Below are 924 nucleotides of genomic sequence, written 5' to 3'. Positions count from 1 at the left end.
CGGAAAGCGCTAGAAGCCGACCGCGACTTGATGTATGAGGGCAGCGTCGGCGTGGCGACATGCGGGCCAAACATTGTTGTAGATACGGACGAAGCCGGGAGGGAGGTCCGCTGGGAGGCAACCGAGATCTGCGCCATCCGTTTCGATCGCTTGAACCCCTGCGCCCGGGGCATCATGACTACCCAGCACCAAATTACGGTCTCGCGCGAGGTGCCAAACCCGATGCCCGCCATGGGCCGCATCCGCATGTCGGCAGACCGCCGCGTGCGCGGCGTGATTTTCGGCTGGAATGCCGTACCGCGCGGCACCGGCCGGATCGCCATCGGCGATGCCGTCACCATCATCGAGGAACGGCCTGAAGGCTGGCCTTTCAAGATGCGCGCGGCGGGTTAACGGCCAGCTAGCGCCGCATCGATCCGTGCCATCATATCCCGGGCCAGCGGTCCCTTTTCCAAAGCGCCGGCGTTTTCCTCAACCTGGGCGACCGTGCGAAAACCGGGAATAGGCAGCGTACGCGGCGAGCGTGCCCATAACCACGCAAGAGCGCCTTGTGTCAGCGTGCGGCCGCCGGTGGTCAGCAGGTCGCGAACGGCTTCCAGGCGGGCTGCGAATTCCGGCGCGATGCGCCCATCCTTGAAATAAACCATCCAGTCGAGGCTCGTGGCCCGGACATCCTTGGCCCCGACTGTCTTCTGCGGCGTGAACTTGCCGCTCAGTAGCCCCATCGCCAGCGGTCCGCGGTTGATCGACAGCAGGCCGTTCTTCTCGACCACATCGATCATGGCCGGCACCGGCTCAAAGACATTCATCGTGTGCTGTATGGATACGAAGCCCTTGCAACCTGCGTGGCGGGCGGCGCGATCCGGGAAGTCCGTGCTCCAACCGAAGGCGTCGATCTTACCCTCCGCCCTGAGGGCTTCGGGA

2 protein-coding genes are annotated in these 924 nt (G+C 64.4%); one reads left to right on the top strand and one right to left on the bottom strand.

The features are described from left to right. On the top strand, positions 1–393 hold a 393-nt coding region (locus C9413_RS32445; RefSeq protein WP_170251630.1), incomplete at its 5' end, for an MOSC domain-containing protein. Here C9413_RS32445 and C9413_RS32440 read toward each other — a convergent pair. Further along, positions 390–924, bottom strand: a 535-nt coding sequence (locus tag C9413_RS32440; RefSeq protein ID WP_170251629.1) for an aldo/keto reductase, incomplete at its 5' end; no start/stop codon positions are given. The two genes, C9413_RS32445 and C9413_RS32440, sit on opposite strands and share 4 nt — an antisense overlap.

It is taken from the genome of Rhizobium sp. SEMIA 4085 (assembly GCF_013004495.1).
Classification (GTDB): Bacteria; Pseudomonadota; Alphaproteobacteria; order Rhizobiales; family Rhizobiaceae; genus Rhizobium; species Rhizobium gallicum.
Note: the sequence above shows the minus strand (reverse complement) of the source record. Positions and strands in the feature narration are given on the sequence as shown.